The 24,601-nt window shown below is 56.6% G+C and carries 34 protein-coding genes; 22 read left to right on the top strand and 12 right to left on the bottom strand.

Annotation, left to right across the window (positions count from 1 at the left end):
* Positions 1 to 11 precede the first annotated feature (11 nt).
* The 6 genes from CU048_01750 to CU048_01725 all read left to right on the top strand — a co-directional run bounded on the left by CU048_01750 (position 12) and on the right by CU048_01725 (position 4,799).
* Positions 12 to 2,102, top strand: a complete 2,091-nt coding sequence (locus CU048_01750; GenBank protein ID QBR70213.1) for a flagellar biosynthesis protein FlhA — start codon at positions 12 to 14, stop codon at positions 2,100 to 2,102.
* Positions 2,099 to 2,854 carry a flagellar type III secretion system protein FliR gene (locus CU048_01745; GenBank protein QBR70212.1) on the top strand — a complete coding sequence of 252 codons (756 nt, stop codon included), beginning with the start codon at positions 2,099 to 2,101 and terminating at the stop codon, positions 2,852 to 2,854. The genes CU048_01750 and CU048_01745 overlap by 4 nt, the downstream gene beginning before the upstream one ends.
* A gap of 41 nt (positions 2,855 to 2,895) precedes the next feature.
* Positions 2,896 to 3,369 carry a hypothetical protein gene (locus CU048_01740; GenBank protein QBR70211.1) on the top strand — a complete coding sequence of 158 codons (474 nt, stop codon included), beginning with the start codon at positions 2,896 to 2,898 and terminating at the stop codon, positions 3,367 to 3,369.
* A gap of 90 nt (positions 3,370 to 3,459) precedes the next feature.
* Positions 3,460 to 3,855, top strand: coding sequence for a hypothetical protein (locus CU048_01735; GenBank protein QBR70210.1), 396 nt, complete (start codon positions 3,460 to 3,462; stop codon positions 3,853 to 3,855).
* 6 nt (positions 3,856 to 3,861) lie between these two features.
* Positions 3,862 to 4,353: a hypothetical protein gene (locus tag CU048_01730; protein QBR70209.1), complete on the top strand. Its 492-nt coding sequence runs from the start codon at positions 3,862 to 3,864 to the stop codon at positions 4,351 to 4,353.
* Between the two features lie 29 nt (positions 4,354 to 4,382).
* On the top strand, positions 4,383 to 4,799 hold the full coding sequence (locus tag CU048_01725; GenBank protein ID QBR70208.1) for a hypothetical protein: 417 nt from the start codon (positions 4,383 to 4,385) through the stop codon (positions 4,797 to 4,799).
* Between the two features lie 106 nt (positions 4,800 to 4,905).
* Here the strand turns inward: CU048_01725 and CU048_01720 are convergent, their stop codons facing one another.
* Positions 4,906 to 5,085, bottom strand: a complete 180-nt coding sequence (locus tag CU048_01720) for a hypothetical protein (GenBank protein ID QBR70207.1) — start codon at positions 5,083 to 5,085, stop codon at positions 4,906 to 4,908.
* On the opposite strand from CU048_01720, the gene CU048_01715 reads away from it, so the two are divergent.
* Positions 5,084 to 5,365 (top strand): hypothetical protein, encoded by a 282-nt coding sequence (locus CU048_01715; GenBank protein QBR70206.1) that lies wholly within the window; start codon positions 5,084 to 5,086, stop codon positions 5,363 to 5,365. The two genes, CU048_01720 and CU048_01715, sit on opposite strands and share 2 nt — an antisense overlap.
* A 158-nt stretch (positions 5,366 to 5,523) precedes the next feature.
* On the opposite strand, the gene CU048_01710 is transcribed toward CU048_01715, so the two are convergent.
* Positions 5,524 to 5,712, bottom strand: coding sequence for a hypothetical protein (locus tag CU048_01710; GenBank protein ID QBR70205.1), 189 nt, complete (start codon positions 5,710 to 5,712; stop codon positions 5,524 to 5,526).
* 338 nt (positions 5,713 to 6,050) lie between these two features.
* The gene (locus CU048_01705) at positions 6,051 to 6,359 is read right to left on the bottom strand and encodes a hypothetical protein (protein ID QBR70204.1); all 309 of its coding nucleotides are present in this window, start codon (positions 6,357 to 6,359) and stop codon (positions 6,051 to 6,053) included.
* 92 nt (positions 6,360 to 6,451) lie between these two features.
* Between CU048_01705 and CU048_01700 the strand changes: the two genes are divergently transcribed.
* A complete protein-coding gene (locus CU048_01700; GenBank protein ID QBR70203.1) occupies positions 6,452 to 6,640 on the top strand; it encodes a hypothetical protein in 189 nt (62 codons plus the stop codon).
* Positions 6,641 to 6,806: 166 nt separating this feature from the next.
* Positions 6,807 to 7,631, top strand: coding sequence for a molybdate ABC transporter substrate-binding protein (modA, locus tag CU048_01695; GenBank protein ID QBR72573.1), 825 nt, complete (start codon positions 6,807 to 6,809; stop codon positions 7,629 to 7,631).
* 443 nt (positions 7,632 to 8,074) lie between these two features.
* Here the strand turns inward: modA and CU048_01690 are convergent, their stop codons facing one another.
* The 3 genes from CU048_01690 to CU048_01680 form a co-directional block, all read right to left on the bottom strand.
* Positions 8,075 to 8,275 (bottom strand): hypothetical protein, encoded by a 201-nt coding sequence (locus CU048_01690; protein ID QBR70202.1) that lies wholly within the window; start codon positions 8,273 to 8,275, stop codon positions 8,075 to 8,077.
* A gap of 182 nt (positions 8,276 to 8,457) precedes the next feature.
* The gene (locus CU048_01685; protein QBR70201.1) at positions 8,458 to 8,721 is read right to left on the bottom strand and encodes a hypothetical protein; all 264 of its coding nucleotides are present in this window, start codon (positions 8,719 to 8,721) and stop codon (positions 8,458 to 8,460) included.
* A 140-nt stretch (positions 8,722 to 8,861) separates the two neighbouring features.
* Positions 8,862 to 9,344, bottom strand: coding sequence for a hypothetical protein (locus tag CU048_01680; GenBank protein ID QBR70200.1), 483 nt, complete (start codon positions 9,342 to 9,344; stop codon positions 8,862 to 8,864).
* A 231-nt stretch (positions 9,345 to 9,575) separates the two neighbouring features.
* Between CU048_01680 and CU048_01675 the strand changes: the two genes are divergently transcribed.
* The 5 genes from CU048_01675 (at position 9,576) to CU048_01655 (ending at position 13,502) form a co-directional block, all read left to right on the top strand.
* On the top strand, positions 9,576 to 10,397 hold the full coding sequence (locus CU048_01675; protein QBR72572.1) for a 3'(2'),5'-bisphosphate nucleotidase CysQ: 822 nt from the start codon (positions 9,576 to 9,578) through the stop codon (positions 10,395 to 10,397).
* A 104-nt stretch (positions 10,398 to 10,501) separates the two neighbouring features.
* Positions 10,502 to 10,738, top strand: a complete 237-nt coding sequence (locus CU048_01670; GenBank protein QBR70199.1) for a DUF4170 domain-containing protein — start codon at positions 10,502 to 10,504, stop codon at positions 10,736 to 10,738.
* A gap of 72 nt (positions 10,739 to 10,810) precedes the next feature.
* Positions 10,811 to 12,100 (top strand): 3-deoxy-D-manno-octulosonic acid transferase, encoded by a 1,290-nt coding sequence (locus tag CU048_01665; protein QBR70198.1) that lies wholly within the window; start codon positions 10,811 to 10,813, stop codon positions 12,098 to 12,100.
* A gap of 183 nt (positions 12,101 to 12,283) precedes the next feature.
* The gene (locus tag CU048_01660) at positions 12,284 to 12,757 is read left to right on the top strand and encodes a hypothetical protein (protein ID QBR70197.1); all 474 of its coding nucleotides are present in this window, start codon (positions 12,284 to 12,286) and stop codon (positions 12,755 to 12,757) included.
* Positions 12,758 to 13,097: 340 nt separating this feature from the next.
* Positions 13,098 to 13,502, top strand: a complete 405-nt coding sequence (locus tag CU048_01655; protein ID QBR70196.1) for a hypothetical protein — start codon at positions 13,098 to 13,100, stop codon at positions 13,500 to 13,502.
* A 61-nt stretch (positions 13,503 to 13,563) separates the two neighbouring features.
* Here the strand turns inward: CU048_01655 and CU048_01650 are convergent, their stop codons facing one another.
* Complete coding sequence (locus CU048_01650) at positions 13,564 to 13,785, bottom strand: DUF2093 domain-containing protein (GenBank protein ID QBR70195.1); 222 nt, start codon at positions 13,783 to 13,785, stop codon at positions 13,564 to 13,566.
* Between the two features lie 117 nt (positions 13,786 to 13,902).
* Here CU048_01650 and CU048_01645 point away from each other — a divergent pair, with 117 nt between their 5' ends.
* The 4 genes from CU048_01645 to CU048_01630 all read left to right on the top strand — a co-directional run bounded on the left by CU048_01645 (position 13,903) and on the right by CU048_01630 (position 16,728).
* Positions 13,903 to 14,670, top strand: a complete 768-nt coding sequence (locus CU048_01645) for an alpha/beta hydrolase (protein QBR70194.1) — start codon at positions 13,903 to 13,905, stop codon at positions 14,668 to 14,670.
* Positions 14,671 to 14,805: 135 nt separating this feature from the next.
* On the top strand, positions 14,806 to 15,639 hold the full coding sequence (cysE, locus tag CU048_01640) for a serine O-acetyltransferase (protein QBR70193.1): 834 nt from the start codon (positions 14,806 to 14,808) through the stop codon (positions 15,637 to 15,639).
* Between the two features lie 142 nt (positions 15,640 to 15,781).
* Entirely contained in the window at positions 15,782 to 16,177 is a 396-nt protein-coding gene (locus tag CU048_01635) for a DUF3126 domain-containing protein (protein QBR70192.1), read from the top strand.
* A 20-nt stretch (positions 16,178 to 16,197) separates the two neighbouring features.
* Positions 16,198 to 16,728: a gamma carbonic anhydrase family protein gene (locus CU048_01630; protein QBR70191.1), complete on the top strand. Its 531-nt coding sequence runs from the start codon at positions 16,198 to 16,200 to the stop codon at positions 16,726 to 16,728.
* Between the two features lie 132 nt (positions 16,729 to 16,860).
* On the opposite strand, the gene CU048_01625 is transcribed toward CU048_01630, so the two are convergent.
* The 5 genes from CU048_01625 to CU048_01605 form a co-directional block, all read right to left on the bottom strand.
* Complete coding sequence (locus CU048_01625) at positions 16,861 to 18,060, bottom strand: acyl-CoA dehydrogenase (GenBank protein QBR70190.1); 1,200 nt, start codon at positions 18,058 to 18,060, stop codon at positions 16,861 to 16,863.
* Positions 18,061 to 18,146: 86 nt separating this feature from the next.
* A complete protein-coding gene (locus CU048_01620) occupies positions 18,147 to 19,064 on the bottom strand; it encodes a protease modulator HflC (protein QBR70189.1) in 918 nt (305 codons plus the stop codon).
* The gene (hflK, locus tag CU048_01615) at positions 19,061 to 20,182 is read right to left on the bottom strand and encodes an FtsH protease activity modulator HflK (protein QBR70188.1); all 1,122 of its coding nucleotides are present in this window, start codon (positions 20,180 to 20,182) and stop codon (positions 19,061 to 19,063) included. The genes CU048_01620 and hflK overlap by 4 nt, the downstream gene beginning before the upstream one ends.
* Positions 20,183 to 20,276: 94 nt before the next feature.
* Positions 20,277 to 20,822 (bottom strand): diacylglycerol kinase, encoded by a 546-nt coding sequence (locus CU048_01610; protein ID QBR72571.1) that lies wholly within the window; start codon positions 20,820 to 20,822, stop codon positions 20,277 to 20,279.
* A gap of 280 nt (positions 20,823 to 21,102) precedes the next feature.
* A complete protein-coding gene (locus CU048_01605) occupies positions 21,103 to 22,041 on the bottom strand; it encodes an EamA/RhaT family transporter (protein QBR70187.1) in 939 nt (312 codons plus the stop codon).
* A 210-nt stretch (positions 22,042 to 22,251) separates the two neighbouring features.
* Between CU048_01605 and CU048_01600 the strand changes: the two genes are divergently transcribed.
* The 4 genes from CU048_01600 to CU048_01585 all read left to right on the top strand — a co-directional run bounded on the left by CU048_01600 (position 22,252) and on the right by CU048_01585 (position 24,554).
* Positions 22,252 to 22,698 carry a hypothetical protein gene (locus tag CU048_01600; GenBank protein ID QBR70186.1) on the top strand — a complete coding sequence of 149 codons (447 nt, stop codon included), beginning with the start codon at positions 22,252 to 22,254 and terminating at the stop codon, positions 22,696 to 22,698.
* 39 nt (positions 22,699 to 22,737) lie between these two features.
* Positions 22,738 to 23,508 carry a hypothetical protein gene (locus CU048_01595; GenBank protein QBR70185.1) on the top strand — a complete coding sequence of 257 codons (771 nt, stop codon included), beginning with the start codon at positions 22,738 to 22,740 and terminating at the stop codon, positions 23,506 to 23,508.
* 62 nt (positions 23,509 to 23,570) lie between these two features.
* Positions 23,571 to 24,089: a hypothetical protein gene (locus tag CU048_01590; GenBank protein QBR70184.1), complete on the top strand. Its 519-nt coding sequence runs from the start codon at positions 23,571 to 23,573 to the stop codon at positions 24,087 to 24,089.
* A 3-nt stretch (positions 24,090 to 24,092) separates the two neighbouring features.
* On the top strand, positions 24,093 to 24,554 hold the full coding sequence (locus CU048_01585) for a hypothetical protein (protein QBR70183.1): 462 nt from the start codon (positions 24,093 to 24,095) through the stop codon (positions 24,552 to 24,554).
* The last annotated feature ends 47 nt before the right edge of the window (positions 24,555 to 24,601 follow it).

Genomic DNA, 24,601 nt, shown 5'->3' with positions numbered 1-24,601 from the left:
AGGGACACTGAATGGCTGCCACCCTGTTGCCGGGCCTTGCCGAAGGCGAACGCAGGAGCTCTCGGGACATTGGATTTGCCGCCGGCATCATAGCGATACTCTCGATCTTCTTTTTGCCGATTCCGGCTTTCTTGATCGACCTCGGCCTCGCCTTTTCGATTGCATTTTCGGTCCTCATTCTGATGGTTGCGCTGTGGATTCAGCGCCCGTTGGATTTTTCTGCCTTCCCGACCATTCTTCTCGTTGCGACCTTATTGCGCTTGGCCCTGAACATAGCGACGACAAGATTGATTCTGTCCAACGGGTCAGAGGGATTGACGGCGGCCGGCTATATCATCGGCGGCTTTTCCAAGCTTGTCATGAGCGGCGACTTTGTCATCGGTCTCATCGTCTTTGCGATCCTGATCACGGTAAACTTTGTTGTGATCACAAAAGGCGCCACCCGCATCGCCGAGGTCGGTGCGAGATTTACGCTCGATGCGATTCCAGGCAAACAAATGGCGATAGACGCCGATCTTTCCGCCGGGTTGATCGACGATAAGGAAGCGCAACGCAGGCGCCGCGAACTCGAGGAGGAAAGTGCCTTTTTCGGTTCGATGGATGGGGCATCGAAGTTCGTTCGGGGAGACGCTATCGCGGGGCTCATCATCCTGGCGGTCAATATTTTTGGGGGAATTGTGATTGGGGCAACCCGCCACAATATGCCTCTGGCGCAAGCGGCGGATGTGTTCACCAAGCTGTCGGTTGGAGATGGCCTCGTATCGCAGATCCCGGCGTTGATTGTCTCGCTGTCCGCTGCGCTGCTGGTCTCAAAAGGTGGAACGAGAGGAGCAACCGAGGAGGCGGTACTCAACCAACTGGTCAAATATCCGCGGGCTCTGTCCGTGGCCGCCCTTCTCATGTTCATTTTGGCGATCGTGCCCGGACTGCCGATGTTTCCGTTCGTGTTCCTTGGCGGTATCATGGCATTTCTCGGATATGCCGTGCCGCGGCAACTTGCGAAGGAACGGGAGAGACAAGGACTCATAGCCGCGGAAGCCGAAGTCCAAGCGCAACGGGAGGCGCGCGAGTCGGTCAAGGAATCGATGAAGGGAGCGGAGATCGAGCTTTGCATGGGCAAGCAGCTCGCGACCAAATTACTGGCTTCACGCAGTGAACTTTCGGTCCGAGTTACCAAAATGCGGCGTAAATTCGCCAAGCAATATGGCTTCGTGGTGCCCGACATTAAATTGTCGGACAGTCTTTCGATTCCCGCAAAATCTTATCAGATAAAAATCCACGGCACGATTGTCAGTGCGCATGAGCTCCGAATCGGAGATTCTCTTGTAATTATCGGCGATGGTCGGAAGCCGGATTTGCCGGGTGACGAAGTTCACGAGCCGGCATTCGGCATGAAAGCGGCGTGGTACGCCGAAGCCTTCGCAAATCAGCTGAAGCGGGAGGGGTTTCATCCGATCGATAACATGTCGGTGCTGCTCACCCATTTAAGTGAGGTCATTCGCAACAATCTGGCCCAACTCCTATCCTACAAAGATATGCGCGCACTATTCGACCGCTTGGGTCCCGAATATAAGCGTTTGATCGACGATATCTGTCCGGCGCAAATATCCTATTCGGGTCTGCAGGCCGTGTTGAAATTATTGCTTGCGGAGCGGGTGTCGATCCGCAATTTGCATCTCATCCTGGAGGCGATTGCGGAGATAGCGCCGCATGCCAGGCGGGCGGAACAGGTGACGGAACATGTCCGGATGCGGATGGCTCAACAAATCTGCGGCGACCTCATGGATGGTGAGGTCCTCAAGATCCTTCGTCTCGGCAATCGGTGGGATTTGATTTTCCACAATAGTCTGAAGCGTGATGGGAAAGGGGACATCATCGAGTTTGATCTCGATCACGGTCAGATCGAGAGCTTCGGGAAAGAAGCCTCCGCCGCGATTCGTGAACGAATGGATCAAGGGCATCATTTCGTACTTGTTGCGACCCCCGAGGCACGGCCTTATGTGCGGTTGGTGATCGAGCGTTTGTTTGCGACCTTGCCCGTCTTGTCGCATCTTGAAATCGCCAGGGGCATCGAGGTCAAATCATTGGGCACGATCTCTTGAAAGAAATCGGACCGGATCTGGTCTTGACGGTATTCATCTTGTTTTGCCGGATCGGCGGTTGCCTGATGTTGATGCCGGGGTTTTCCAGCCAGCGCATTCCCGTCCACGTCCGCCTGTTCGTTGCCTTTTCCGTCACCCTCGCTTTAGCGCCGTTGCTTTCTCTCGAGGTCGGCAAACGCCTGTCGGGTTTGGATCCCCTGTCGCTCACCACGCTGATCGCGTCGGAAACACTGATCGGCGTGTTTATCGGCTTTCTTGGGCGGATATTTTTCGGTGCCCTCGAAACCCTCGCGGGGGTCATCGCGATGTCGATTGGACTGGCAAGTGCTCTGGCCGTCCCCATTGAAGAGAGTGAGCCATTGCCGGCGATCACATCCCTGATCATGATCACCGCGACGACATTGCTATTCGTGACCAATCTGCATTGGGAAGTTTTGCGCGGCCTTTGCGAATCCTATACGGCGATTCCGGTAACAGGCCTTTTCAACCCTCGGTTCGAACTGGTGCAGGTCAGCGATTGCCTCGCGAAAACATTTTTGATCTCATTGCGGATCAGCAGTCCGTTCATCGTCTACGCCTTGATCATCAATTTGGCAGTCGGCGTTGCCGCTAAATTGGTCCCGCAGATCCCGCTCTACTTTATTACGGTGCCGGCCGTGATCGCGGGTGGAATGATGCTATTTTACGTCATCTGCAAACCATTTTTGCAAATTTTCAACGCCGCCTTCGCGACCTGGCTTCTCACGGGGTAGGAAGATGCTCTGTCGCTCATACGGGGACGGTGGCTTTGAACGTGGCGGAGTGCGAGCGCGTGCCCAGCCTGTCTGCGAGGTTCCACAAGGCGAAGCCGATGAATGAGAGGCTTCGGACGGCGCGCCGCATCTTGGCTGTACAGTTTCAACTCGACCGGCTTGCCGCGTGGAATCTGGTCGATCTCGAAGCGCAAGCGGCGGCTGTGGGGGATCGGCATCGGGACTTGATCCGCTTCATGGATGGAGAGTCCGCTTTTACGGGGCTCTTTGCGGCTGCCATGATGTGCCGGTTGCAGGCGTTGGCCGAGGCGAAGTCAGCAATTGCTAGCAAGATAGAAACGCAAAGGGTCCAGTTTCGAGAAGAACGAGGGCGCCTGCGTTGCGCCGAGCGCATTGTTGCCGCTTGCGAACATGCAGCTCGAAAGACGGCGGAGGCAAATCGGCTGACCGAGGCCATCGAAGCGGCTTTGAGGCATGGATCATCAGCTTCCCGCAAGCTCGGCGAGCCAAACTGACAGGCGTGAAACCTGAACGTCGGAGATGAGCTGGTGTCGATCAACCCGGTTTCAGACATTGTGCTTGACGTGGCAAGGGCGGCCGACCCTGTGAATTCGCAGGCCGCGGCGGAAAGGCTCTTGCGCGCCGCAGCTGCCAGTCCATCCTTCCAAGGGGAATTTGATAGGGTGCTCAGCAACGCGGATGCCGGTCGCGCCGCTTTGACAAAGGCATTGGAATCAGGTGGCGCCAAGCCCGGCGCGGTGCTGCCTCAGGTCGATGCTCGGACAAAAGCCTATAAGGGCTTGGAACAGCTTGTGTTGAAGAACCTCTTGGAAAGCATGCTTCCAAAGGAGTCATTCGGTGAGGGCACCGCGGGCGATATTTGGAGGTCCATGTTGGCCGATCAATTGGCGACGCAAATTGGGAAAAACATCAATCTCGGGAGCACCCCTGTCAGATTCGACACCGAGCGAAGTCAAAACGCAATCAAACATCGATTGTGAATTTTGATGTTCGACAAGGCTACGCCTCGACTTGAAAGCCAAACGCCCGATTCCGTTAGAGTCGAGAGTCGCGCATTTCTTCTGTCGGCCGTTCAATGTCCAGGTGGGAACGAACGGGTTGCTGAGGCATCGGCGGTCTTCGCTTCATTCGTCGATACAGTTGAGCGGCTTGAGCGGATCCTCGAGCTTGAAACCGAATTGCTGGGGCAGCATCAGTCGATCGCGCTCACGGAATTCAATCATAAGAAAAGCCAAGGATTGCTCGAACTCAGCCGGACAATGGCTGCAATGCGGGGGCTCGATCTCGCAGCCCTGGGCTTTGACGCGAAGACGCGATTGGGAGACTTGCGTCTGAAGTTACAGAAGAATCTCAGGGTTCTCCAGATGCATATGTCGGCCAGCGCAGCGGTCGCGACGATCATTGCTCGGGCGATCCAAGAGCATGAATCCGACGGAACTTATACGGCAGAACTTGGCGCGCACGGAAAGACGCGATGAAGCGGTTAATAGGCGGGTGCCTATGGATCATGCTTGTGACCCTGGCGTCGAGCTATGTGACCGTGATGTTGAAAACAACGAACGGCGAACCGGTGACGCCCAACAAAGTAACCACGGATCTCGAGCATAAAAAAATGGTTCCAATTAATGTCCCAATAATCGCGAATGGAACTCTGGAGGGATATATCGTCGCGCAATTTACCTATCTTGCCGATCCTAGCGCCCTGCGGGCGTTGTCCGTGCCTCCGGACAGTTTCATAACCGACGAGGCGTTTCGCACGCTCTATTCCACAGATTTGAACTTCAATCATCTCGAGAAATACGATCTTCAAGGCCTGACAAAGTCACTTGTGAAAAAAATCAATCAGCGTCTCGGCGGAGAGGTCGTCAAGGACCTGTTGGTTGAAGAGTTCACCTATGTAGCCAAGCGCGAAATCTCAAAGTAAGGCGCGCAAGTGCTCAAGGGTCAAGCGCTGGAGCGAGGGGATGGTTACGGCAATTTCGGATGCCTCGCAGGGAGTGAAGCCGGAGTTTGGAGATGAAAAAGGTTTTCTAGCAATTAAATCCAACAATGGAGCTTTCGATGACTTTTGACAGATTGACCTGGTCCGGCTTTATGATCGTGGCGATGGGATGGGCGCTCTTATTCTCGGCACCCCAGATAAGCGAACTTCTGTTAAGTATCACCGGCAGATCGAGCGGTGCATTTGTCAATGTTCCAAGCATCGCCATGTGCACCATTCTCAGCGGATTTGGGATAGCAATTCTCGGCGCATTGCAGACGGGTTTTGGGGCGTTGCAGAGGTTCTTCGCTTCGGTGCTTGAGCGCGCGAACGCGCCTTCCCGCGCGAACCCTGGTCCGTCCGGTTCGCAGCAAAGAAAAATTGTTGAACGGGGCTGGCTGAAGGACCGGGCTTACGTGCTTTTCATGGATGGCAGCGTCGAAATAGAGACGATGCTTGGCCGCCGCCATTTCCCATCGCTTGAAGACGCGCAAGAGTTCATTGCCTAGGGCTCTCGCGCATGGGAGCAAGGGCTCGGAATTGGCAATGCGCTGCGATGCCGACGGTCCGTTGTATCATCGGCAGAAGCAGGAAAGAGGCGCTGCAAGAGCGCTTTACCGCATCATGCCTCATCAGGACGAGAAAAGGATGGCCTAAGGTGAGGCTTCTATTCGACGGCTTGAACATTTATCCAGGAAAGGTGCTTGCGGTCGTGGCCGATCGAGCATTGGCTGCCATTGGCGTTGGCGCCGCCGTCGGCTCGGCTGTTTTCGCAGGTCTTATGATCAGCCAGGTCCAGCATCCGTTGAAGCTTGATGAACGCGTCAATCCGGAAAGTTTTGGACAGAAGGCGCATAACAGGCCCCATCCTAGAGCGATCGCCGCCACGGAGAATTGCCGCCTCGCTGAATGCGTGACGGGTTCAATTCATCGCGGCGGCCTCGGCGGGGCGCGGGCTGTACCTACAGTTGAGGACGGCCGTGGAAAGTCGCGGGGGGCCGCAGGAAAATATGTCGTACGATTTGTCCACAAGGGTGCGGCGCTCCTGCAAGGTACTCGAGGCCTTCACGTTGTAAGGCGGGGCAGCATGCTACCTGACGCCGTGCGGATCCTTGCCATTGAACGGCATGGTGACAGGTGGGTTGTCGTGACCACCAAGGGACTGGTGGTGCCGGAGATAACGCAAACGGGGTTCTAGAGCATGTTCCGAAAAAGTTGACCGACTTTTTCGATTAGAACATGCTCCAACTCGTTGAACTTGAGCGTTTCCTTTTCGATCAGATGATTCCATCTGATCGGGAAGCGCTCCAGGCGGATCTGCGATCGGCAATAAAAATGCTTTGCTGGGAACGAAATCCTCCAGGAGCGAGTGAGCCCAACAGACGTATTTTCCCTAGGGCATCCTGGCGCCGTCGCGAAAGACCATTCCGCGTCCACAGTCTTTCCGCTGCGGGATTGTTGTAGTTGAGAGTTCATGGTGGCCCGCTTGAAACGCGTTGCCACCAGCACGTTTCCAAAACTCTGGTCTGGTGGCTTTTAGAGCGGCATGAGGAAAAGCGAAAACCGGTTTTCCGACAGCATCCCGCTCTAAACTTTTGGAATCGATTCACGTTCATGATTTTGGATTGAGTCAATCCAAAATCATCGTGATCCAAGCCAATGACCAGATCGTCTTCTTCAGGCCGGCGCCCAAAACCGGTTCACATCACCTTAAAATCCTGAGAGGTCAGCGGCCGGAAAGACTGGCAGATTTTCACGAAATTCAACTGCTTTCGGTTGTATGAATTAAATATATGACGTACTATTAGATTGGTCCTCGAAAATTTTGAGGCGACGACATTTCCAACACGGCGGCCGCTCGTTCCTCCTTGTTTTGGTGGCTTTGCCTAACGGATTTCGACTTCATAAAGACCAAACACGGGAAGTTCTTAAATGCACAAGGCGAGATGGATGAGGGCGGCCACGCGCCGCGGAATGGTTGCTCTGCTGTTCGGTTTGGCAATTGCGGCAATAGCCGCTCCGCGGGCCGGTGTTGCCGTGGAAGCCGCCAAGCCTCAAGGCGCGTCGTCCAATGCGGCGGGCCCCATGATTTTCGCAGCCGCCAGTATGAAAACAGCGCTGGATTCGGCCGCCGCCGCTTGGAAAGCCGACAGCGGCAAGACGGTGTCGATCGCTTATGCCTCCTCTGCCGTGCTCGCAAAACAAATCGAGCAAGGTGCGCCGGCCGATATCTTCATTTCAGCCGATCTCCAGTGGATGGACTATCTGGAAAAAAATAAGCTCATCCGAAAAGCGACGCGCCGCAATCTTCTAGGCAATCAGCTGGTTCTGATCGAACCTGCCGACGCCAACAGCACCCTCAAAATTGCGCAAGGTTTCGATCTTGCCGGCGCGACCGGCGATGGCAAAATAGCGGTTTGCACCATCGCTTCCTGTCCGGGCGGCATTTATGCCAAGGAAGCCTTAGAGAAGCTGGGGGTTTTCGAGAGCGTGGAACCCAAGCTCGCTCAGGCCGACAACATCAGAAGCGCATTAAATCTTGTGGCCCGCGGCGAAGCAAAATTCGGAATTGTCTATAAAACCGATGCCAAGGCGGAACCGAAGGTGAAACTCATCGGTATCTTTCCGGCCTCGAGCCACAGCCCGATCATCTATCCGGCAGCCATTGTAGAAACGTCGAAAAACCCCGATGCGGTGAATTTCCTGGCCTATTTGTCGTCCCAGGCGGCGACAAAGATCTTTACCGAGCAAGGTTTTGAAATTCTATCAAAATGACGCCGCTGGCCCCGAGGGAGATGCCGATCATCTAAATCGCCCGTGAAAGAAGAGGCAGCCGAAGCGCGGCGGCTCAAGGCCGCGATTTCCAATATACATACAGCAATGCTAGCAGTCCGAGGACCACGGAAAGGACGGTCAAGCGAAAGTCGAATACCAGAAGCTTGCCTAGGCGGCCAAAGACAACCACCGCAATCGCGAGCGTCAGCACCAAAAAAACGAGGGCGTTCAGCATGAGTCTCACAGAAGGTTTTGGACTTGAGCTGATCGTACAGAAGCTATCTGAACGCTCGACGACACCGACGCTCATCGGTTGGGACTGCCAAGTCAATGGGGTTTGACCGACGTGAATAATTTGCCGCGGCTTTTGTCGCGGCCTATTCGCCACCTCAGCGCTTGGATGGAGGGGCGCTATACGGAGGTGGAGAAGAAGAGGCAGCGTATTAATTGCCTCTTTTAATTTGTGCAGCCTGATCGGCGTCCAAGTTTGCGCTAAATCTTGTGGCGCTCTCCTTCAGCCATTGGCCGCTCTTGTAGAGCGTACGCGGCGGACATGGAATTCGTTCTGGCTGAGCGCCGGCAATCATCGCCAACACTTCCGCAATTGCCTTCGCCCTGCGATCCCGGCGCGATGAATGGATCATTGCTTAACCCGGTTGCCTGAAGCTTGTTGCGCGTCAACAAAGGGGGGACTTTGCCGCGCCCCACATAATCGTCGCCGCATTGCGTCGAAACTGCGACAATATCGCACGGGCCAGGAAGGAAAGACGAAGTGTGGGATTGCGGCAACACCGGAAGGGGAAGCTGAGCAGTGCCCGCGTTCCTGTCAAGAAGTCTTTCGCCCCAGCCAGCTCACCGAGGCGAAGGCCCCCAGCCATGAACCAGCGGCGGCAAACAGCACGTAGATCGCATTGTGGGTATAGCTGATCACCGCAAAGGCGGACAGGAGATACCAGATGGCGCTCCAGTTCGCGGCCCAGACCCGCCGCCGTGCCAAGACCGCCGCCGTGAAAAGAACATAGGCCGCGTCGGTGACGGCGGTGCAGCCTAAAACGCCAGCCGCCACCAGCGGATCAAGTGCAAGGTCCATAGTCTTTCCGCCGTTTGGAATTGAACTACCTGGAGTGTGACTTCAACGAAGACGCACCCGTCTTATTTGCCGGCCCATTTTGATTCATTGCTGTCGAATCATTCGTGGCCATCAGTACTGCCGCCCCGATTAGTCTAGGCTTATCGCCGGCACCGTCCTCTGTTTCGAAGCAGCGTTCGCCGCCGTGTCCTGCCGGGGCGCCGGACAGGCGGAAGGGCCGGCATGGAACCGGCGGGGGCGCGGGGGCAGAATGTCAAAACTTCCCACCGGCGGCGGCCGCTTTCGACAAGGGCGGGCATGGTGAAGAACGCCGCCCAATGGTGCCATGCCTCGATGCTGTCGCTTTGATCGCTCGACTCGCGCAATGTCACGCAGAGTTCGGGATCGCAATGCGAAAGATGCACGCGAAAGAACGCCCGGTCGCCCCGTTTTTCGCAGGAGAGAACAACCCCCAGATAGTTCTGGACCGGCACACGGAGATGCATTTTCACTCCTTGGAGGCGCCGCTTGATCGTGACGTAGCGCGGTCCAAGGAGAATCATGCGCCGTCCGCCATCCGCGCGCGCATCCTCGGCAAGCTGTGCCGCGAAGACTTGGCCGAAGGGGAGTTGTGCCGTTTGCATTTGAGCGATTGACCTCTGACTTCATGAAAAGACGAGTTTGGGTTGGGAGCGGATCCAAATCGCTAAATTCTTAGGTGAATCAAGAGTAAACCAGTTTTCGTCGATATTTTTGCAACGCTTGTCGGGTCGAGAATTCAAGAACGGCGAAAGAGGGCACGCCTTGGAAATGCTTGTTTCCCGCACTGCAGCAGGATAAGCGGGAGAACCTGTCCTCATTTCTGGCAAATGGCTTTGGTTTCGATCTCGCATCGGGAGGGCCTTGTCGCCTCCTTCGTGGAAGCTACCCGGGGCGCCGGAGAGCTGGCGCTGGCCTATTTTCGGCCGGGCGAGGCTACCAACGCCGGGATTTCGCACAAAAAAGGCGGCTCGCCTGTTACTCAAGCAGATTATCTCGTCGATCAATATTTAAAGCAGCATCTGGCGGCTCTCCTCCCGGAGGCGGGCTGGCTTTCCGAGGAAACCGAGGATAGCTCGGCGCGGCTTTCGAAAGATCTGGTGTTCATCGTCGATCCGATCGACGGCACGCGCGGTTTCATGACCGGGCACCGCAGCTGGGCCGTCGCGGTGGCCCTGGTGGAACTCGGTCGTCCGCTCATCGGCATTGTGCACGCCCCGGCGCTGGGCGAAACCTATGTCGCGATCAAAGGCGAGGGCGCGCGTCTCAATGGCAGAACGATCGCGGTTTCCAAACTTGACGCCATGGGGGCTGGTGCGAAAGTGGCGGCGCCGGTTTTTCTAGCTGAGCGGCTTCATCAGGTTGGGCTTCAGTTCGATTTGCAGCCTAAAATTCCATCCTTGGCGATGCGCATCGCCAATGTCGCCTCAGGTGCGCTGGACGCCGGTTTCGCGTCGGCGAATTCGCATGATTGGGATATTGCGGCGGCCGATCTCATTCTTCATGAAGCAGGAGGACGGTTGGCAAGCCTCGATGGATGCGCGATTGTCTATAATCTCCGTGATACCCGCCACGGCCTTCTCACCGCAGCCCCGGCGCAAATCCACGCCGAAGTCACCGCGGCGGCGCGCCAGGCGATGATCGGAGCCCGGCCGTGATAATTGGCAAAAGTTGAGGCAGAATTTGGCGTAAGGGACGACAAAGGCCAAGGATACGGGACAGTTTCACGAGCCTTCGCAGGAATGTTTCGGATAGGAAGCTCATGAGCACGAACGATAAGCAGCTTCTCCACTTTGTTTTCGGTGGCGAACTTAAGGATTTGGGCGGTACTGAATTTCGCGATTTGTCGAAGATCGACATCGTTGGCATTTTTCCGGACTATGAGTCCGCGACGCAAGCCTGGAAAGCCAAGGCGCAGGCGACCGTCGACAACGCCCATATGCGTTATTTCGTGGCGCATTTGTATCGATTGCTCGATCCGTCCAAGGAAAATGCGTGAGCGCAATGACCCATTCTTCATTCAACCAGGAGCGCGTGAAGGGGCTTTCCTTGTGACCCCCAAGGGCCGGCCGTGAAGGCATCGCCGCTGCTCGCTATGTATCGATGGGCAAGCGCAGGCTTTGGGTTGATCGGACCGCTTGTCGTCTACTGGCGGGCGAAGCTTGGGCACGAGGACTTTGCCAGGCGCCGCGAGCGGCTAGGCTGGCCAGGCTTGCCGCGACCGAAAGGCGGGCTTGCCTTGGTGCATGCGGCAAGCGCGGTGGAGGCCCAGAGCCTGACGCCGCTTCTTGAAAAGCTGGGAACACTTGGCTTCGGTACGCTCATTTCGACCGGACGCGGCGTTCCAAGCCGTCTACGGGACTCGCGCTCTCCGCCAACCACTCTGCACCAATTCGCGCCGCTTGATACACCGCAATTCATGTCGCGGTTCCTCGACCATTGGCAACCCGATATCATCCTGATCGCGGAAGCCGCGCTTCTTCCCAATATGATCGTCGAGGCGAGTCGGCGCGGAATTCCACTCGTGCTTGTCGATGCGCGTCTCTCCGAGGGGTCGTTTGCCTTTTTGCGCAAATTTTCTGCCTTTGTGGGTCCGCTCATGCGGCGCTTCGATGTTTGCCTCACCCAAACGGAGACGGACGCGACGTGGTTTGCGAAACTCGGCGCGCAAAAGGTTCAGGTGGTTGGCCGCCTCAAATATGATCTTGTGCCGCTGCCCGCCGATCAGCCCTCGTTAGCCCGTCTGATGGCGCGAATTGGAACCCGGCCGGTTTGGGTTGCCGATGGCGTCTATCCCGGCGAGGAAGAGATTGCATTGGTGGCGCATCGCCGCCTTGTCCGGCAATTTCCGGACCTCTTGAGCGTGATCGTTCCGCACAGCCCCAAACGTGGTTTTGAAATCACCCAGGCCGCTGCAAAAATGGGGCTGGCCGTGGGGCTTGGCGATCGCGATAGTGGGTCTTTGCCGGAAATCTTCATCGCTCCGACGAGCGGCGAGGCGGGTCTGTTCTACCGGATCGCGGGTGTGATCTTTGCCGGCAAATCCCTGGCCTTTGGCGGGGGGCGAAACCCGGTTGAGGCGGCAAAACTTGGCTGCGCGGTTCTGCACGGTCCCGACGTCGAAGATTTTGAAGAAATTTATGCCGCGCTCGATAGAGTGGGGGGCGGAGCAATGATTTCGGATGCGGATTCTCTCGCAGCGCAATTGGCTCTGCTTCTGTCCGATAATACCAAGCTGCGGGCGATGGCGCGGGCCGCCGCTCAAACCGCGGAGACGTTTGGCGGCGCCTCGGGCCGAATTCTACGGGCGATCGAGTACGTCACTACAGAAACGCCCACGACACACCGCGCAATCAGTTGAACCTTATTGGGTGATCCGCAGCTGGTGGCAGTTACAGCTGCGTTTGCTCTTTAGCTTTGGGTCGATCTATTTACCTAATTCTACAAATTTGAGGAACTACGCCCGAAGCGCATGTTAAGTTAAGTAGGGCAATGATATTAAAATTAATTACATTTTTAATTGAACCAGTACCGAGGCAGTAAAATGACCGAGAAAGATAAATTGCCTGGAAAAATTGAAATTAAGATTGGCGCTATGAGTTTTTCGGCCGAAGGAGATCAAGATTGGCTCAGTGAGCAGCTAACGAAAGTAATCGAAGCTGCCGCGGCGCGCTGCCAAGACTCTGTAGAGACACCTAAGTCAGATGCGTCCCCATTCGTCGATTCACAGAGCTTCAAGTTATCGCTTGCATCGTACATCAAATCCAAGGAAGCGGAGACGAACCAGGTAATGCGGTTCTTAGCCACGGCTGGATGGCTACGCAATCGCGGAACAAAGGATCTGACCACTTCCGGCGTCGCCAAGGCGCTAAGTGAAAATCATCAAAAGCGACTTGCAAACCCATCTGACTGTCTGAATAAGAACACGGCAAAAGGATACTGTGAAAAATCAAAGCATGGCTTTTTTATCACTCCAGAAGGATTGAAGGTTCTTGGGGAATCTAATGACTCCGTCTAATGCATTGTCTTCAATTCCTCCCGGACTTCGCGACCCTTTATTAGATGAATATCGCTCTATTATGCAGAATTATTTTGAGCATAGATGGTCACCGGCAGAACTTAGCGGAGGAAAATTTTGTGAGATAGTTTTTTCAATTTTAGAGGGTTACGGGACCGGCGCTTATGCGGCAACGCCATGCAAACCTCGTGACTTCGTATTTGCATGTAGAAAACTTGAAAGTAAAAGTGGTGTCCCGCGCAGCTTCCAAATATTAATTCCTCGTACTCTTCCGGCACTGTACGAGGTTCGAAATAATCGGGGAGTGGGACACGCGGGCGGAGATGTTGACCCGAACCATATGGACGCAACCCTTGTCGTGTCCGCCTGCAACTGGATCATGGCCGAACTGGTCCGCGTATTTCACAATCTGCCTGTCAAGGAAGCCCAAAGGTTGGTGGATGCTCTGGCGGAGCGCACGATTCCCATCGTTTGGGAAGGTGAAAACGTAAAGCGGGTGCTTAATGATAGGCTTTCGCTTCGGGACAAGATCTTAATGCTTACAGCATCGTGCCCTGAGCCGGTGGATAGCGATGATCTTCTCCGATGGATTGAATACAATAACAAATCTTATTTCCTGCTAACCTTACGAAAATTGCATAAAGGTCGCCTCATCGAATTTAACACGCAAAAAAATAGTGTGGCGCTTCTTCCCCCAGGGGCAAAGAAGGTTGCGGAACTTATAGTTACAGATCAGAACTCCTAGGCTAGGCGAGTGGGCCGTAGCCAACGCTGGGCGAGAAACGCCGTTTCGCCGTCGTCCAATTTCATCCCGCCGGCTTAAGTCCCAAACGCTGGAGCTTGGCCAGCGGGCTGACATAAGGCTCCTGCAGATCGACGTTCCAATAGCGCAGATCCTCAAGCTTTATGGCCGTGCCCGTGACCGCGCAGCGCACGAAAGTGCCAGCCCGCAAAATGCGGAATTCGCCATCGAGATACTCGACCTCGGCTTCTCCGGAAGAAATTGGCCGGCGCTCATAACGGTTCATGGAATAAGGCTCAACTGGAAACTATTTTCAACAACATAGCGCGGCTCCGCCAAATTTGCCAACATCTGCGTGAAACTCACGGTGGCAAATTCTCCCGCCCGCGCAAAAGGCTTAGGCATGTTTGAAATCTTGGACCACGGCGTCCGCTTGGCCTATATCGACGAAAGACCCACGCACGGGGATCGAAATGAGCCGATTCTTTTGATCCACGGGTTTGCTTCGACACATGCGGTGAATTGGGTCTTTCCGCAATGGGTGAAGACCTTAACCGAGGCCGGACGGCGGGTGATTGCCTTCGATAACCGGGGGCATGGTCGCAGCCAGAAATTTTACGACCCGGCTGCCTATGCAATGCCCAAAATGGCGCAGGATGCCCGTTCTCTCCTCGACCATTTGCGGATCGAGGCCGCAGATGTGATGGGCTATTCCATGGGTGCCCGGATCGCCGCCTTTCTCGCCAAGGCCCACAAGGGTCGCGTGCGCTCGATGATCCTTGGCGGCCTCGGCCATCATCTCGTCGATCAGGCCGGACTTCCCCTTGGCATCGCCGACGCCATGGAAGCCCCCTCGCTCGCTGACCTTACCAACCCGATGCAGCGGGTTTTTCGTAGCTTCGCGGAGGCGACAAAGAGCGATCTCAAGGCGCTCGCCGCCTGCATGCGCGGAGCCCGTCAAGTTTTAAGCGAGGAAGAAGTGGGCGCAATCACTTTGCCAGTCCTGGTCGCAGTCGGAACGCAGGACGACGTTGCCGGCGATCCGCATAGGCTCTCCGCCTTGTTCCGAACCGCCCAGGCGGTCGAGATTCCGGGCCGCGATCATAATCGCGCGGTAGGTGATAAAGTCTATAAAGACAGCGTTCTTAGGTTTCTTGAACAGCGCCCCTGATTGTGGCGTCAAGGCGCCTTATATCTTGGACCGCGGCCTCGCGCCCGCGGCTGGACCATGGTAAATGACACGCTCCTGAAGCGTCGGAAGCTCAGTCGGTCTATCTTGAAGGCAAGGCCCGTTGGGAGGCTTTAGGTGATTTCCGCACAAGCCGCAGCCAGAATCGTCAGCTTAGCCAAAACCGATGCCGTGTTCGCGCGTCTCCGCGTCGAGGCTGAGGAAGCGGTTCACAATGATCCGCATATTGCGGGATTCATTTATGCGGCGATCCTTGGCCAAAAGTCCCTTGAGGCGGCGATTGTTCATCGGCTCGCGGCCAGGCTTGGTCATTCATCGTTTCCAGGCGCGCTTATCGAAGAAACGTATTTTGATGTTATCGCCAATGATCCTTCCATCTCGGACGCGTTCCGCGCCGACATCGCGGCCGTCGTCGATCGTGATCCGGCATGCACGCGGGTGATCGAGCCGGTGCTCTATTTCAAGGGATTTCATGCTATCGAGACGCATCGGCTGGCGCATGCTTTGTGGATCGTTGGCCGGCATGATTTCGCGCTGAATCTACAGAGCCGTTCGTCCGAGGTTTTTCAAACCGATATTCATCCGGCGGCGCGGATCGGCAAGGGGATCTTTCTTGACCATGCGACAGGCCTCGTCGTCGGGGCCACCGCGGTGATCGGCGACGATGTGTCCATGCTTCAAGACGTGACATTGGGCGGGACCGGCAAGGAGCGCGGGGATCGCCACCCAAAGATCAAATCCGGCGTGCTGATCGGCGCCGGAGCCAAAATTCTTGGCAATATCGAAGTCGGCCGATGCTCACGCATCGCCGCTGGTTCCGTGGTGTTGCAGCCGGTGCCGGATCACAAGACTGTGGCCGGCGTGCCGGCAAGGATTGTGGGCGACGCGGGGTGCGCTGAACCGTCGCGCGTCATGGACCAGATGCTTGCTCCCCCGCCTCTGTCAGAATAGCTTAAACTCGAAGTCGCAAGAAGGGCCGGCTGGCCGAGCCTGGGCTTTGGCCTTTGGTGCCGCCTGTTGGGCACAAAGCAGTCTCTGGCTTCGCCTCTCAGCAAAGTCGGTTACAAAGAATTGAAATCTCGGAGGGGATGCGGTGGATAAGGCGGAGTTGCGTAAATTGCAGGAGTTCCTGCGCAAAGCCCTCGGCAATCAAGGCGTCAAGGTTACGGCAGGCAAACATAATCCCGACGATGCCGACGTGCATCTCGGAGAACGGCAGATCGGCGAAATTGCAGTCGACGACGAGGATGGCGACAGGTCCTTCGCCTTTGCGATGAAAATTCCCGTCGAGCGACCGGTTCTGCAGGATTATTTGCGGCGATTATTCGAAACGGACAAATTAAAGATTGTCCCGCGGGGCAAGAAAAATGATTCGGTCGAATTGAACAATGGCGATGATTTCCTCGGCGTGATCTCGGCGGACGACCCCAATTGCAAGAGCTATACTTTGCAAATGGCGATCCTCGATTTCGATCTCGAAGATCTGTAGCCGCTGGAGGTTTGACCACAATGCCGCTTTACGCGCTCGAGGGCGTCAAGCCCGTTCTGCCGTCGGATGGCCGGTTTTGGATTGCGCCCGACGCGCAGATCATTGGCAAGGTGCGTCTCGATAGCGACGTCTCGATTTGGTTTTGCGCGGTCCTGCGTGGCGACAATGAGGAGATCTATGTCGGCGCTCGGTCGAATATTCAAGACGGCTCGCTGCTCCATACGGATATGGGCTTTCCCCTGACCATCGGTCCCGATTGCACCATCGGTCATCACGCCATTCTGCATGGTTGCACGATCGGCGAAAATAGCCTGATCGGGATGGGAGCTACGCTCCTCAACGGTGCCAAAATCGGCCGAAATAGCCTTGTCGGCGCCAATGCCTTAGTGACCGAAGGCAAAGAATTTCCCGACAACAGCCTGATCGTTGGCAGCCCGGCGAAACTCCTGCGCACGCTCAATGAGGACTCGGTTCAGGCCCTGCGGGAAAGTGCCGCAAGTTATGTCGCCAATTCGCGGAGATTTGCCAAGGGGCTTTTGGCTCTCGATTAGTTGGGTCGCCCGCGCCGACTTAGAGCATGTTCCGAAAAAGTTGACCGACTTTTTCGATCAGAACATGCTCTAACTCGTTGAACTTGAGCGATTCCTTTTCGATCAGATGATTCTATCTGATCGGGAAGCGCTCTAGAAGAAAGCCTGCAGGCCCGTGATCGCGCGCCCGAGAATGAGCGCATGAATGTCGTGCGTGCCCTCATAGGTGTTCACGGTTTCCAAATTGGTGAGATGGCGCATGACCGGGAAGGACGCCGAAATCCCGTTTGCGCCAAGCATGTCGCGGGCCATGCGGGCGATTTCCAGCGCTTTGCCTGCATTGTTGCGCTTGACCAGCGAGATCGCCTCGGCGGAGAGCTTGCCCTCGTCAAATAAGCGGCCGGTTCGCAGCGCGGCTTGAAGTCCGAGTGCAATCTCGGTCTCCATATCGGCGAGCTTTTTCTGAATCAGCTGATTGGCGGCGAGCGGCCGGCCGAATTGTTGGCGTTCCAGCGTGTAAGTTCGCGCCGCTTCAAAGCAGGCCTCGGCCGCGCCCATCGTGCCCCAGCCGATTCCGTAGCGCGCGCGGTTCAAGCAGCCGAACGGTCCCTTGATCCCCATTGCATCGGGCAAAAGATTTTCTGCCGGAATTTCGACGCCGTCCATGACGATCTCGCCGGTTGGCGAGACGCGCAGAGAAAGCTTTTGAGTGATCGGCGGCGTCGTAAGGCCTTGAATGCCGCGCTCCAAGATGAAGCCTCGGATTTCGTTTTGATGCGCGCTCGATCTCGCCCAGACGATGAAAACATCGGCCATCGGACTATTGGTGATCCAGGTTTTTGTGCCGAAAAGTTGGTATCCACCTTTTGTCTTTTCGGCTTTCGTGCGCATCCCCTGAGGGTCCGAACCGGCTTCCGGCTCGGTGAGTCCGAAACAGCCAATCCATTCGCCGGTCGCGAGCTTTGGCAAATATTTGCGCCGCTGTGCCTCGCTGCCATAGGCGAAGATGGGATACATCACGAGCGAGGATTGCACGCTCATCATCGACCGATAGCCGCTATCGATCCGTTCCACCTCGCGGGCGGCAAGTCCATAGGCCACATAATTGAGGCCGGCCCCGCCATAGTCTTGCGGAATCGTCGCGCCAAGGAGGCCGAGGCGGCCCATTTGCCGGATGATGTCGCGCTCCGACCGCTCTTCCAGATAATCGCTTGTGACGCGGGGAGCTAAATATTTTTGCGCAAAGTCACGGGCCGAGTCGCGCACCAATCTTTCATCTTCGGCCAACTGGCCATTGAGATCGAAGGGGTCGTTCCAGGCAAACGTCCGCGTGATTTCGCCTTCCCCTGCCATGGCCTAGCGCCCGCTGATATTATTAATGGGCTTTGGCGAAGAATGTGTCACCCCGTCAAAGCCTCAAACTGTCTGCGGACGACCGGTCAGCGTGGAGGGACCGGCGCAGCGGTAACGGACGTGGACGGCTGCCCATTGGGCGAACCAAAGAAGCGGAAGAAATCCGATTTGGGGCTGATGACCATCCGCGTATCCTTGCCCTTGAGTCCCGCCTCATAGGCTTGCATGGACCGGTAGAAGACAAAAAAATCGGGATCCTTGCCGAAGGCTTCGGCGAAGATGCGGTTTCTTTCCGCGTCGCCTTCGCCTCTCGTCTGATCAGCCTGCCGCTGCGCATTGCCGCGAAGCACCACGACATCCCGGTCCGCCTTGGCGGTGATGGTCTGCGCTTGTTCGGAGCCCTGAGCGCGATATTCGGCAGCTTCTCGCGCCCGTTCGCTCTGCATCCGGCTAAAGACCTTTTCGGAAATTTGTCGAGGCAGGTCGGCCCGCCGAATCTTCACATCGACGGCGGCGATGCCGAGGCGGCCGCCTTCCTGATTCACCTGATCGCGGATCTTGACCATGAGATTGGCGCGGTTGTCACGCACGATTTCGGTCATATTGGCTTCACCCAGAACCCGGCGGACGGCCGAGTTCAAAATAAAGCCGAGCTGACTGTTCGCCCGTTCGGTGGTTCCCACCGTCTGATAGAACTTCAAAGGATCGACAATTCTGTAGCGGAGGAAAGAATCCACATCGAGCCGATTGTTGTCGGAGGCGAGCACCTCCTGTTTTGGCGCCTCGACCACAAGAATCCGATTGTCGAGAAAAACCACATTTTCGATGAAGGGATATTTGAAGTGAAGTCCAGGCGTGGTGATGAGGCCGCGCCCGGCCACCGGCTCACCGAAACGCAGGACGAGCGCCTGTTCGGTCTGTTCAACGGTAAAAGTCGAGGCAATCGCCGTGATCACAGCGACGACGATGACGGCGATGACGCCAATGGCAAATGTCCCCTTCATTTGCGGCCTCCGTCATTGGCTTGCGGGGTCAGCGCGCCCAGCGGCAAATAGGGAACAACTCCTTGGCCTTGTCCGGAGGGTTGGTCGAGGATCACCTTGTCCATGCTGCCGAGCACCCGTTCCATGGTTTCAAGATAGAGTCGCTGACGGGTGACTTCCGGCGCCCTTTTGTATTGCTCGTAGATTTGATTGAAGCGGGAAGCCTGACCTGTGGCTTCCGCGACCGTCTGCAGCCGATAGCCTTCGGCTTCCTGGACGATTGCGGCAGCCTTGCCTCGCGCCTCGGGGACGACACGATTGGCATAGGACTCGGCCTCGTTGCGCAAGCGGTTCTGGTCTTGCTGGGCCGCCGTCACGTCCTTGAAAGCGGCAATGACCTGTTCCGGCGGATCGACGGATTGCAATTGAACCTGCAACACCAGAATGCCAGCTTTGTATTCGTTGAGGACCTTTTGCATAAGTTCCTGTACGGCCGTCTCGATGGTTTGGCGCTCGGCAGTCAGAATGCGCTGGATCTGACCCCGGCCGATGACCTCTCGCATGGCGCTTTCGGCCACGGCTTTCACGGTATCGCGTTGATTGGCGATGTTGAACGCATAATCCTCGGGGTGCAGCGGATCGATCTGCCAGATCACGACGAATTTGACGTCGGCAATGTTTTCATCGCCGGTCAGCATCAGGCTTTCTTCCGGAAGATCGACTTGAAGCTGCGCGGTGGGCGTGCGCGGATCCTGGCGTATTCCAAACCCAATATTAATGGCATTGCGGTCGGTGACCTGGAGCTTTTCCACCGCGCCGATCGGGAAGGGTAAATTGTAATTCAGACCCGGCGGCGTCTTGCCTGTGTAACGGCCGAAAATCTTATTCAAGCCCACTTCGTTCGGACCGACGGTGTAAAATCCAGAAAGCAGCCACACGATAGTGCCGACCAGCGCCAGGCCGATGAGGCTGCGGCCCCCCATGCCGCCGCTCCCCGGCATCCATTGCTTGATCTTTTCCTGCCCACGTTTCAGGAATTCCTCGAATTCGGGGGGTGACGAACCAGGCTTTTGTCCCCACGGCCCGGGGCTGCCGGGCTGCCAAGAACCGCCATTCCCGCCTTCACTACTCCACGGCATGAAATTCCCTTTTGAAGATGAGGGCCTAGAGAGCGGAACGATCGCTCTGCAAGCCAGTCAGAGGTGTTGATCTTATATGGGAGCCCAAACGGCACTACAATGATGAGCAGCGGCGGCGCTCAAAATCCACAAATGCGAAGGTCGCCTCGTCTTTGGCCGCTGGCCGCGGACGAACCCTACTTACTTCCAACCAATTAGACCAGTCGATTGCGGGGAAAACGACATCGCCTTGGGGGGCAATGTCGACGAAGGTGAGGTGCATGCGCTCGGCCCGGTCGATCAAACTTTTGTAGAGATCGCCGCCGCCAGCCAAAATCACTTCCTCGGCGCCCATCGCATCCGCCCGCGCTTGCGCTAGCGCGAGTGCATCGTCGAGCCCATGGGCGACATGGATGGACTGGGCGGGTCCTGATCCTGGCGCAAGATCAAACATCGGGTCCCGCGTAACCACGATCGTCTCGCGTCCCGGCAGGACGCGTCCAATCGATTCGAAGGTCTTGCGCCCCATAAGCAGCGGTTTGCCGAGGGTAATTGCGCGAAAATGCTTAAGATCGCTCGGCAGGCGCCAAGGCAATCCACGTCCATCGCCGATAACCCCGTTTTCGGCAATCGCGGCGACAATGGCGAGCGGCGCACTCATGACCGAAGGCCAAATGCTCGGCAAAGCTTTCGCTGCGATTTCTTCGCTATGCGGCATGCTGTCCATTGCTCGCTCATCTCCAGCTCAAATGCCTTCTGGCGAAATCGATTGCTCTTTGAATGTAGGTGACATTTCATTTCAGTCGAGCCGCGGTCACAACTGTCCGGCAACAACTTCGTGATCGCAGCCCTCCGGACAAGCTCCGGAAGTCGCGCCAACGGTGCAATAAGCCAAATACACAAAACTCATGACGTTCCTGAACCTTTAACGCCGCCAGGGCTTAGCCCTTTCGCCCCCTCAGAAAAATGAACAAACCCGCGCCGACGATCAAGCTCGCCCCGATGATTGTTCGCGGTCCCGGAATTTCGGAGAAAATCAGAAAGCCGAATAAACTCGACCAAACCAGCGCAGTATAGCCAAAGGGCGCGACAATATTGGCCGGCGCCGCGTTGAAGGCGCGAATGAGACAAAAATGGCTTGCAACGCCAAGCACTCCCAAGAGGGTCATCAGGCCGAGATCAGCCAGGTGGGGGGCAACAGCGACAAAAGGAAGAAATCCGCCGCAGAACAAAACTCCGGCAATCGCCGTGTAAAACAGGGTCGTTGTCGGCGGATCGGAGCGATGCAGCAGCCGGGTTGTGATCTGATAGAGCGCATTGGCAAGGGCAGCGAGAAACGGAAACAACGTGGACAGCGAGAGATCGACGCCGGCGCGGCCGACGATCACCCAAACGCCCAGCATGCCCGCTGCCACGCAAACCCACACGCTTGGCTTTACTCTTTCTCCAAGGACAAACACCGACAGGACGGTGACAAGAACCGGGGCCACCCAGACGATGGCGGAAAAGTCGACGAAGGGCATTATTTTCAGCGCCAACATGCCAAACAAGGTGGCGCCAAGGAGAAAGCCCGATCGGAGCATCTGCACGATGGGCCGACGCGAAACGACCAATCTTGGATCGTACCAAGCGATGAATCCACCGACCAAAATCATGTGGATCAAATATCGCACGAAAGCGATCTCGGTGGCCGGGTAGGAACCAAGCAGAATGCGCGCGGTGGAATCCTGACTGACGAACAGGCAGGTCGTCACAAGCATCCACAAAATGCCTGCGCGAATCGAGGGCTTGTGCGTTTCGACGGGCAAATCTTGCAAGCGCTCTGGCGGGCCGAGCGCGGGGAGCGCGCTCGCGCCTTTGGCTGCGGAAAAGCGATTCATGCGAAGGGTCTATCCTGACGCTCGAAACAATACCCGGGCGCTCTGTAGCCCATAGAGCTTCCGGCTGCTTGGCAAAAGCAAGTTTTTCGCCGTAAAATTCTTAATGTTAAGATTCTAAGGTTATTACATTCTGGCGGATCGCTTTTTTGGGCGGCGGGAGTGACAATCCAGAGCTTTGCTTGACTAAGCCTAGTGCCGGTGTCACCTTCCTTGTCGAGGGAGGCCCTCGTGAGCATAAAAATACCTCAACCCTTCGCCGTCGATGCCGATTTTTCCGGGTCGGTTGGGCCGGTTGGCCCCGTGACTGTCAATGCCGGCGTGACGGGGAGTTTCGGACCCGTGGGCCCGATCACGCTTGCGGGCATACCGGATCCCTTCAAGATCGACGTGACCCATCTGCCCAAGATTCAGATTGGGCTCGATCCGATCACACTTAATCCGCTGACGATCAATCCGGTAACGGTCAATCCGCTGACCTTGAATTTGGCGATCCGGGAATTGCCAAGCGTAAGGGCCCATTTACCGGCGAATTTCAGAGTCGGATTTTCCATTCTGGGGTTTGAACTCTTCTCGATTCGGCTTTGCGGCGAAGCCCAGATCATCACCGAGCCCTATGTCCCAAACCCTTGTGAACGGTGCGAACCGCCGCCGCCTTGAATTCCTCTTATGGTGTGAAGCCGGCAGGATAAAACTAACTTGGGCGAAGTCCAAAAAGGGAGTTCGGCTTTGGCGCAAAGTGATAGTTTGGAGCCGATCAAGTTTAGCGGACCCGCAAGGCAGCTTGAGGCGATCGTCTCGATCCCAGACGCTGGGCGTTTTCTTTGCGTGAATGCGACGTTGGAGGCGTCGTCCTCCTACCAGGGTCACGAATCGCCACCGCAGCCGCTTGTCTTCGCCCGGCAGCTCGCGCCTGGCATTTTTCGTCTGAAACTGAAATTCCCAACGTCAACCCCCGCCGGCGTTTACCTCGGCAGTTTGGAGCTCGACGGGAGGCGTCAACGCTTCGAGGCCGACGTGAAGCCGTGGCCGAAACTCAGCGCGTCTCCAAATTCACTGGCACTGCGGGGCGGGGCAGGGGACCAACTTTCCGTCGAGCTCACTTTGGTCAATGGCGGCAATGGCGATTATGACATTCCCGCCGCCGCGGCGATTGGACTCTTTAGCGATGGCGGCGTCGAAGCGGCGCTGGGGAAAGCCTATCGCACGCGCGATAGCGATGGCGAACGTTGGATCGACCGACTCGGCGCCAATCTCACGGAAGAACATGGCGGCCTTGTTCACATCCGCGTGGTCGAAGGCGCCGGGCCGCTCCGGCCCGGAGAAATGCGCGCGATTCGCCTGCACCTTCGCCTGCCCGAGCAGCTGCGGATGGAGAAGCTTTATATCGGAGCATTGGAATTCGGCGATCTGGCTCTGCCCCTGGAGGTGGACACTTCGAAATCATTCGCCACGGAGGCTTTGAGATGACACCGTCAGGACCTGCTCCGCATGATTTGTCGGCGAAGAAAGGGGACTTTTGGGCTGCCCTCATGGACAAGGCGCGGGTCCTCAAGGACAAGTTTGTTGAGAAACTCGATAAGGTCTTTCACAGATCGGCTTGCGATCTTCCGCCGCCCTGCTGGGCTCCGCGTCTGCTTAAGCAGGTGGCAAACTATATTCGGCCCGGCGCGACCGCGACGATCCGGCTCCGGATTACCAACGGTGGCATGAACACGCGAAACATTACGGTCGAAGTTGCGGGCAAACCCGAAGACGTCGCGCAAATTCAAATCACGCCCCCATCGGTTCTCCTGACCTCGATGGAGCGCGAATGGGTGACCGTGTCCTTTGCCGCGCCCGCCGATGCCGCGGAATGGTCGAACAGAGAGGTGCTCGTATGGGTTCGCGGCGCCCAGAATCATTATGCGCGCTGGATCATTGGAATCGAGCCGATCGGCAAGGATATCCGCCATGAGCTTCTGGTGGAGGATGCGCCGGATTTCGTGCACCGCTGGTCCGATCATTTCTACTGCAACCATTCCCTGCCTGGCGGCGGCCCTGGACATTGACCGATGTCCATGCCCCGACGCCTTTTTCGGCGCATTCTTGGTTCGCTTCGAGGCCATGTGCCTCCGCTGCAGCCGGGCTCTTCCCCCGCGGCGGTCGGCTCGGTCCCAGAGCGGCCTTCGCAACAAAAGCCGGTCCTGGAGCCGATCAAGATCGTGCTCGAGGCGGCGGCGGGCCAAACGGCGCGGGGGATGTTTCTCGTCGAAAATTTTTTACCAAATCCGGTTCAGGGCCAGATTGTTGCGTCGAAACTGAAAGGCTGTGCCGCTGAAGAGGTGGAGCTTCCCTTTATATTCGTGCCACCGCTTGCCGCCCTAAAACCCCGGGACCAGCTGCTGGCACAGTTTTCTGTCGTGATCCCAGACACATTGACGCCGGGCATTTTCTATGCCGGCGAAATCGCGATCCCCGAATTAAAGGGCACCGCCATTCCTTTGATGGTGCGGCGACTCGCGCCGGCGCCGTAAGCGGGCGTGTTCCGCGCGAGCTGCATGAGATGATCTAAATAGAAAAT

Source organism: Beijerinckiaceae bacterium (assembly GCA_004564215.1).
Classification (GTDB): domain Bacteria; phylum Pseudomonadota; class Alphaproteobacteria; order Rhizobiales; family Beijerinckiaceae; genus Methylocapsa.
Note: the sequence above shows the minus strand (reverse complement) of the source record. Positions and strands in the feature narration are given on the sequence as shown.

Excerpts from the sequence above, each read along its gene's own strand:
- CU048_01750 (QBR70213.1), top strand. The coding sequence starts at position 12 with ATGGCTGCCACCCTGTTGCCGGGCCTTGCCGAAGGCGAACGCAGGAGC.
- CU048_01730 (QBR70209.1), top strand. The coding sequence starts at position 3,862 with ATGTTCGACAAGGCTACGCCTCGACTTGAAAGCCAAACGCCCGATTCC.
- CU048_01725 (QBR70208.1), top strand. The coding sequence starts at position 4,383 with ATGCTTGTGACCCTGGCGTCGAGCTATGTGACCGTGATGTTGAAAACA.
- CU048_01715 (QBR70206.1), top strand. The coding sequence starts at position 5,084 with ATGTGCACCATTCTCAGCGGATTTGGGATAGCAATTCTCGGCGCATTG.
- CU048_01720 (QBR70207.1), bottom strand. The coding sequence starts at position 5,085 with ATGGCGATGCTTGGAACATTGACAAATGCACCGCTCGATCTGCCGGTG.
- CU048_01710 (QBR70205.1), bottom strand. The coding sequence starts at position 5,712 with ATGCGCCTTCTGTCCAAAACTTTCCGGATTGACGCGTTCATCAAGCTT.
- modA (QBR72573.1), top strand. The coding sequence starts at position 6,807 with ATGAGGGCGGCCACGCGCCGCGGAATGGTTGCTCTGCTGTTCGGTTTG.
- CU048_01690 (QBR70202.1), bottom strand. The coding sequence starts at position 8,275 with ATGATCCATTCATCGCGCCGGGATCGCAGGGCGAAGGCAATTGCGGAA.
- CU048_01685 (QBR70201.1), bottom strand. The coding sequence starts at position 8,721 with ATGGACCTTGCACTTGATCCGCTGGTGGCGGCTGGCGTTTTAGGCTGC.
- CU048_01680 (QBR70200.1), bottom strand. The coding sequence starts at position 9,344 with ATGCAAACGGCACAACTCCCCTTCGGCCAAGTCTTCGCGGCACAGCTT.
- CU048_01670 (QBR70199.1), top strand. The coding sequence starts at position 10,502 with ATGAGCACGAACGATAAGCAGCTTCTCCACTTTGTTTTCGGTGGCGAA.
- CU048_01660 (QBR70197.1), top strand. The coding sequence starts at position 12,284 with ATGACCGAGAAAGATAAATTGCCTGGAAAAATTGAAATTAAGATTGGC.
- CU048_01655 (QBR70196.1), top strand. The coding sequence starts at position 13,098 with ATGGACGCAACCCTTGTCGTGTCCGCCTGCAACTGGATCATGGCCGAA.
- CU048_01650 (QBR70195.1), bottom strand. The coding sequence starts at position 13,785 with ATGAACCGTTATGAGCGCCGGCCAATTTCTTCCGGAGAAGCCGAGGTC.
- CU048_01645 (QBR70194.1), top strand. The coding sequence starts at position 13,903 with ATGTTTGAAATCTTGGACCACGGCGTCCGCTTGGCCTATATCGACGAA.
- CU048_01630 (QBR70191.1), top strand. The coding sequence starts at position 16,198 with ATGCCGCTTTACGCGCTCGAGGGCGTCAAGCCCGTTCTGCCGTCGGAT.
- CU048_01625 (QBR70190.1), bottom strand. The coding sequence starts at position 18,060 with ATGGCAGGGGAAGGCGAAATCACGCGGACGTTTGCCTGGAACGACCCC.
- CU048_01620 (QBR70189.1), bottom strand. The coding sequence starts at position 19,064 with ATGAAGGGGACATTTGCCATTGGCGTCATCGCCGTCATCGTCGTCGCT.
- hflK (QBR70188.1), bottom strand. The coding sequence starts at position 20,182 with ATGCCGTGGAGTAGTGAAGGCGGGAATGGCGGTTCTTGGCAGCCCGGC.
- CU048_01610 (QBR72571.1), bottom strand. The coding sequence starts at position 20,822 with ATGAGTGCGCCGCTCGCCATTGTCGCCGCGATTGCCGAAAACGGGGTT.
- CU048_01605 (QBR70187.1), bottom strand. The coding sequence starts at position 22,041 with ATGAATCGCTTTTCCGCAGCCAAAGGCGCGAGCGCGCTCCCCGCGCTC.
- CU048_01590 (QBR70184.1), top strand. The coding sequence starts at position 23,571 with ATGGACAAGGCGCGGGTCCTCAAGGACAAGTTTGTTGAGAAACTCGAT.
- CU048_01585 (QBR70183.1), top strand. The coding sequence starts at position 24,093 with ATGTCCATGCCCCGACGCCTTTTTCGGCGCATTCTTGGTTCGCTTCGA.